9 protein-coding genes are annotated in these 4,677 nt (G+C 52.1%); 6 read left to right on the top strand and 3 right to left on the bottom strand.

Translation table 11 applies throughout. The features are described from left to right. Positions 1 to 118 precede the first annotated feature (118 nt). The 6 genes from ACVWXF_RS14060 (at position 119) to ACVWXF_RS14035 (ending at position 2,498) form a co-directional block, all read left to right on the top strand. Positions 119 to 670: an alpha/beta hydrolase family protein gene (locus ACVWXF_RS14060; RefSeq protein ID WP_457474700.1), complete on the top strand. Its 552-nt coding sequence runs from the start codon at positions 119 to 121 to the stop codon at positions 668 to 670. A 136-nt stretch (positions 671 to 806) separates the two neighbouring features. Further along, positions 807 to 1,031 carry a hypothetical protein gene (locus tag ACVWXF_RS14055; RefSeq protein WP_414418970.1) on the top strand — a complete coding sequence of 75 codons (225 nt, stop codon included), beginning with the start codon at positions 807 to 809 and terminating at the stop codon, positions 1,029 to 1,031. Further along, a complete protein-coding gene (locus ACVWXF_RS14050) occupies positions 1,021 to 1,356 on the top strand; it encodes a putative toxin-antitoxin system toxin component, PIN family (RefSeq protein WP_457474698.1) in 336 nt (111 codons plus the stop codon). Before ACVWXF_RS14055 ends, ACVWXF_RS14050 begins: the two co-directional genes overlap by 11 nt. 203 nt (positions 1,357 to 1,559) lie before the next feature. Beyond that, positions 1,560 to 1,850 (top strand): nucleotidyltransferase family protein, encoded by a 291-nt coding sequence (locus ACVWXF_RS14045; RefSeq protein ID WP_414329506.1) that lies wholly within the window; start codon positions 1,560 to 1,562, stop codon positions 1,848 to 1,850. Further along, the gene (locus ACVWXF_RS14040) at positions 1,840 to 2,178 is read left to right on the top strand and encodes a HepT-like ribonuclease domain-containing protein (protein ID WP_414343083.1); all 339 of its coding nucleotides are present in this window, start codon (positions 1,840 to 1,842) and stop codon (positions 2,176 to 2,178) included. The genes ACVWXF_RS14045 and ACVWXF_RS14040 overlap by 11 nt, the downstream gene beginning before the upstream one ends. 47 nt (positions 2,179 to 2,225) lie before the next feature. Next, positions 2,226 to 2,498 (top strand): hypothetical protein, encoded by a 273-nt coding sequence (locus ACVWXF_RS14035; protein ID WP_414347213.1) that lies wholly within the window; start codon positions 2,226 to 2,228, stop codon positions 2,496 to 2,498. A gap of 354 nt (positions 2,499 to 2,852) precedes the next feature. On the opposite strand, the gene ACVWXF_RS14030 is transcribed toward ACVWXF_RS14035, so the two are convergent. From ACVWXF_RS14030 to ACVWXF_RS14020, 3 genes are all read right to left on the bottom strand, one after another. Next, a complete protein-coding gene (locus ACVWXF_RS14030) occupies positions 2,853 to 3,353 on the bottom strand; it encodes a low molecular weight protein-tyrosine-phosphatase (RefSeq protein ID WP_414398925.1) in 501 nt (166 codons plus the stop codon). A gap of 137 nt (positions 3,354 to 3,490) precedes the next feature. Further along, on the bottom strand, positions 3,491 to 4,069 hold the full coding sequence (gene aat / locus ACVWXF_RS14025) for a leucyl/phenylalanyl-tRNA--protein transferase (protein WP_457474699.1): 579 nt from the start codon (positions 4,067 to 4,069) through the stop codon (positions 3,491 to 3,493). Between the two features lie 17 nt (positions 4,070 to 4,086). Continuing rightward, positions 4,087 to 4,539: a hypothetical protein gene (locus ACVWXF_RS14020; RefSeq protein ID WP_457474697.1), complete on the bottom strand. Its 453-nt coding sequence runs from the start codon at positions 4,537 to 4,539 to the stop codon at positions 4,087 to 4,089. Between the last annotated feature and the right edge of the window lie 138 nt (positions 4,540 to 4,677).

Here is a 4,677-nt window from a genome sequence, read left to right as displayed (position 1 = left end):
CTTCTGCCATTTGTTTTCATCTAAAAAAACCAACTTCATCCTCTTTCCTCTATAAACTATTCTCTCTATCCTAACATAAGATCAACACGACCTAGACACCGAAGTAGTTGCAAGACAGATTGTAGACTTTGCATTAGAGTTGCCCGAAGTAGACGGTAAGCGCCTGGCGATTTACGGGATTAGCGGCGGCGGCTATGCGGTCACAAGAGCCGCCGCTTTCGAGAAGCGAATCAAGGCATGTATTGCTAATCCGCCGATCATTGATCTTCCGCGCGTTTTGCAGTCGGAATGGGGTGCCTTCCAGAAAGCCCCAAATACAGTCAAGGAGATGGTGCTGGGAATTCTTACCCGCCGAAATCCCGTGGCGCGGCTTGCATTGAGCAAACTTCTCTGGTCGGCGGGCGTTGACCGAATTACTGAATATATGATGAAAGTCAGCGAGGCACGCGTTGAGGTGGAGAATATCGAGTGTGCCCTGCTATGCATGGTTGGTACTGCTGATCCAGTAGAGTGTATTCGGCAAACGCACGAGTGTTACGACCGACTGCGAGGGCAAAAAGCTATCCGCGTATTCACCCCCGAAGAAGGTGCCGACGCCCATTGCCAGGTGAACAACTTGAGTCTTTCTAATCAAACGCTGTTTGATTGGTTAGATGAGGTTCTAATGTAGCGTCAAAGTGCCGCCCAACCTGCGCTTGCGCCTGACGCCGCTCCGCTGCGCTTCGCGGCGCAGGTGAAGCGCAAGCCGTTAGCCAGCGCGACTTAATCTCAAGTGTAATAATATCCAACATCGAGGAGTTGGAAAGATGAACACAGTGATTACCATTCCTCTGGATGCAGATACAGCGAGACTTTACAGTCAAATTCCTGCTGACCTGCAAAGAAAGTTTCAGTTGTTACTTAACCTTTGGCTGCGCGACCTCATCGTACCACCGCGTCCCCTTCAGGTTGTCATAGATGAAATCAGCCAAAAAGCACAGGAGTGTGGCTTAACTCCTGAGATACTGGAATCTCTGCTGAATGTCGAATGAACCATGCTTTGTTTTTGATACCAATGTTGTTATCAGTGCGCTCCTGTTGAGATGTTCTGTCACTCGTCAAGTCTTTGACAGGGCAACACAGAGAGGCAAATTGCTTATCTCACGTGTGACCGTTGAAGAATTGAGAGATGTCCTGCGGCGCAAAGGATTTGAAAGGTATATAACCGAGGAAGAACGGATGGAGTTCTTGAGCACTTTTGTTAGAGATGGCGTCTTGGTGGAGATTGTAGAGCGCGTGGCGACGTGTCGTGATCCCAAAGACGACAAGTTTCTTGAACTGGCTGTTAATGGCAAGGCAAGATGTGCGTGCCGTTAGATGTACCCAGAGACAAGATGATGAGCAAGCTCAAATGCCCTCATTGCGGGAACCCAGGGATCCCTGTCCTCTGCAAGGTGTGCCTCGGCTCAACTGTGCCTGCGACCTGCAAAGCGTTATGAATCTTTGTTTGAGTCGTAATTGAGAGGAAATAGGTGAGCTATAATTCCTAATGGACTTTTCTTTTCATTGCAGGTTGGGTAATGCAAAAACAGGAAGTCCTTACATTACTGGCAAATCACCAGAACACTCTGAAGGACTTTGGCGTAAAGTCTCTAATGCTCTTTGGTTCAGTAGCAAGGGATGAAGCGCAAACAGACAGTGATATCGATCTGCTAGTAGAGTTTGACCGTCCAGTTGGATTGTTCACTTTTGTACGCTTGAAACGATATCTAGAGGAAATTTTAGAGAGTCCGGTTGATCTAGGTACGCCTGACTCCCTCAAGCCCTATCTGCAAGAATCCGTTCTCCGGGAGGTGGTTCGTGCCTTCTAGAGATTGGCAGAACAGAGTAAGAGACGTGCTAGCTGCGATTGAAGAGATCCGAGAGTTTATAAAAGACATCACGTTCGATGAATTTCAAGTCGATCGAAAGACAGTTGGGGCAGTTTTGTATAATCTTGCAATTATTGGTGAAGCAGTTCGCGGCATTCCACCAGAGGTGGAGGCTTCGCATCCTGAAATTCCATGGGACGAAATGCGGGGAATGCGGAATATTGTGATCCATGAGTATTTTCAAGTGAGTTTGTCCATCATCTGGCAAACGATTCAAGAAGATCTTATTTTATTAGAAACCTCTCTTCGACAATTGATAAACCCTTAAGAGAAATGTATAATGTCGGAAGTAACAGCAGCATTAGACCTCACCTCATGCCCGGCTCCGATCCAGCGCGCCCATTTACTGTGGTGGTTGCCGACAACTTCCACTATGTGGAGAAATATAAAGAGTACGAGTACGGAAAGTTTGAGACCCTCGAAGCTGCAATTGCCGCTTGTAAGCGTATCGTCGACGAGTTTTTGATTGAGGCTTTGCGGCCCAGCATGACTGCTGACGAGCTCTACAGCGAATACACTTCGTTTGGAGACGACCCGTACATCGTTGGCTCGGAGGAGCCGGAAGTTCCCTTCTCAGCCCGTACCTAAGCAAAGGCGCGGTGTCTGGAGTTATGTGGATCCCAATCTGCACAAAACGCTGATGAGGATGAATCCGACAAATTGCCGGAGCAGCATCGGAAATAGAGGCAATTAAGTTAGATGAGGATCCCTCTGGGCCAGGATATATGGTTGTTTCAGACTGCAGGAAAGCAACTTGGGGATCCCAGGTTCCCCTAGTCTGCTTTGGGAGACAGATAAGGGGTATGTTTGTGTTGGCCGGTTAGAGATCGAAGGCAGGGCAAATGTCCCAGACTTGTTCGGAATGACTATCGCAAACGGAGCTATTGTACTGGCTACCGTCTCATCGCCATTTGAATTGACTATAAGTAAACACACAAGCTCTCAAGCACGGGGGGGCAACGGTGGGCATTGGATCCCGGGAACCAGGGATTCCAGCAAGCCGCTACAGGCATCCCAGAGCAGCTCGATCACGTAATGGAATCCAGCCTCACCCCCGTAGTAGGGATCCGGAACTTCTTCGTCAGAATGAGAGCGGCAATAGCTGCACATCAGGCGCACTTTCTCGGCATATTTTCCCTGGGGATCCAAGCTGAGAATGTCGCGGTAATTTTGTCGATCCATAGCCAGGATCAGGTCAAACTCGCGCAGGTCGGCAGGTCGAATCTGGCGGGCCTTGCCTTGTAGCTCTAGGCCATAGCATCGGGCTGCTTGTTGCATGCGCCTATCTGGGGGGCTGCCGATGTGATAGGCTGCCGTACCTGCTGAGTCGCAGAGAATCGCTTCCGAAAGGCCGCTGCTGCGCAAAAGGTGATTGGTGATGCCCTCAGCAGTGGGAGAGCGACAGATGTTGCCCAGACAGACAAACAGAAGCTTTTGGCTCATGGCAACCTCCCCATCGGATCCCATGTGTGGGCCCACCACAGGATGTATCCGCCTGCAACAGCGGGACGGATTCGCTTTCTATTTTCCACCAAGAGCCGCTGCAATGTTTTGCCGGCGGCTATCGTAACATTGCAGATTTAATTGAACCGACAAGGGATCCCCAGGCATTGCTGCAGCAGCTTCAGGTATTCTTGTCCCTCCATGAGAAAGGCACCAAAACGGGCCAGGTGCGGGTTCATCAACTGAGCGTCGAAGAGGCGAAAGCCCCGCTCCCGTAAGTGCTCCACCAACTTCACCAAGGCCACCTTCGAGCCGTTGGGGATGCGGTAGAACATCGACTCGCCGATAAACGCCGCTCCAAGGGCAATACCCAGGATCCCGCCTGCCAAGGTCTCTCCCTGCCAGGTTTCAAAGCTGTGGGCAAAGCCAGACCGGTGCAGAGCTGCGTAAATCTGCTTCAGCTCGGGGCTAATCCAGGTTTGGGGACGAGCGGCACAGCCCTCTACCACCTGCTCAAAAGCGCAGTTCAGCCGCACCTGAAAGCGACCGCTGCGCACCAAGGGCCGCAACGAACGAGGGCAGTGAAATCGCTCATCGAGGGGGATCACCGCGTGCCGGTCGGTGCCGTACCAGGCCAGGGATCCCGCCTTTTCGTCGGCCATCAGGAAGTAGCCTTGGGCATAGCCTGCCAGAATGGTGGCCAGATCCACCTGCATTGCCTCAGTTGCGCTCCTCAAGATTGCCATTCTGCAGAGAGGCTGGCAAAATCCCCCCCATTGGCCCTGGGGTGACAATCCACACAGGCGCTCACCCGCACAGGAGTGGGAAACTCCACTTGCAGATGCAGGGCACGGAAATAGCGAGAATCTGCCAAGCGATAGGGCACCTGTTCCCCCTGTCGCAGGGGCCGGGAGTTGGGCCGCAAATAGCCCCAGGCCAGTTGTAAAGCCACACCGCTCAGGGGCTGGATCTGCTGGCCATAGTGGTTGGGATCCTGCAGCAGCCGTCGCCAGGTTTCGGTGGGCAACACTTGGGCGGGCAACGCCACATGGCAACTGCCACAACTGCGCACATATTGAGCTTGCTCCAGTTGGGCTTGAGTCAGGCCCTGCTGCGCTTGTGCTCCCAGGTTCTGCGCTGATCCCGCCAGCAGGGATCCCATAAACCCGGACAGGATGACTACCATGCTCCAGATCCAAAACCGCCGGCGTCGTCGTTGCAAAGGAGCCATGCTGATACATTTACGCTGAACACTGCTGAACATCACTGTTCAACTATGCAGCGATAGCATTCTGTTTGTTTCCATTCGCGTTAGCGGGACGGA

It is taken from the genome of Thermostichus sp. MS-CIW-40, assembly GCF_054058315.1.
The sequence above is the reverse complement of the archived record's forward strand: the minus strand, read 5'-3'. Positions and strand labels throughout refer to the sequence as shown.